The 543-nt window shown below is 65.6% G+C and carries 1 protein-coding gene; it reads left to right on the plus strand.

Going from position 1 to position 543, the window contains the following annotated elements:
- On the plus strand, positions 1-543 hold a 543-nt coding region (locus DEH69_RS13465; RefSeq protein WP_147255566.1), incomplete at both ends, for a beta-ketoacyl synthase N-terminal-like domain-containing protein.

Below are 543 nucleotides of genomic sequence, written 5' to 3' on the forward strand. Positions count from 1 at the left end.
CCATCACCGGCTTTCCGACGGACCGTGGTTGGGATGTCGAGCGGCTGTATCACCCGGACCCTGACCACCCGGGCACCAGCTATACGCGGCATGGCGGGTTCCTTGAGACGGCCGCCGAGTTCGACCCGGGATTCTTTGGGATCTCGCCCCGCGAGGCGCTGGCGATCGATCCGCAGCAGCGGTTGTTGCTTGAGGCGTCGTGGGAGGTGTTCGAGCGTGCGGGGATTGATCCTTCGGGGTTGCGGGGGAGTCGTACGGGTGTTTTCGCGGGTGTGATGTATCACGACTATGCGCAGGTGGTGGAGGGTGCGCGGGATGTCGTGGAGGGGGCGTTGGGTTCGGGTGGTACGGGGAGTATCGCGTCGGGTCGGGTGTCGTACACGTTTGGGCTTGAGGGTCCTGCGGTGACGGTGGATACGGCGTGTTCGTCGTCGTTGGTGGCGTTGCATCTGGCGGTGCAGGCGTTGCGGCGGGGTGAGTGCTCGTTGGCGCTTGCGGGTGGTGTGACGGTGATGGCGACGCCGGGGACGTTTGTGGGGTTCA

The sequence above is a fragment of the Streptomyces sp. PT12 genome (assembly GCF_003311645.1).
Taxonomy (GTDB): domain Bacteria; phylum Actinomycetota; class Actinomycetes; order Streptomycetales; family Streptomycetaceae; genus Streptomyces.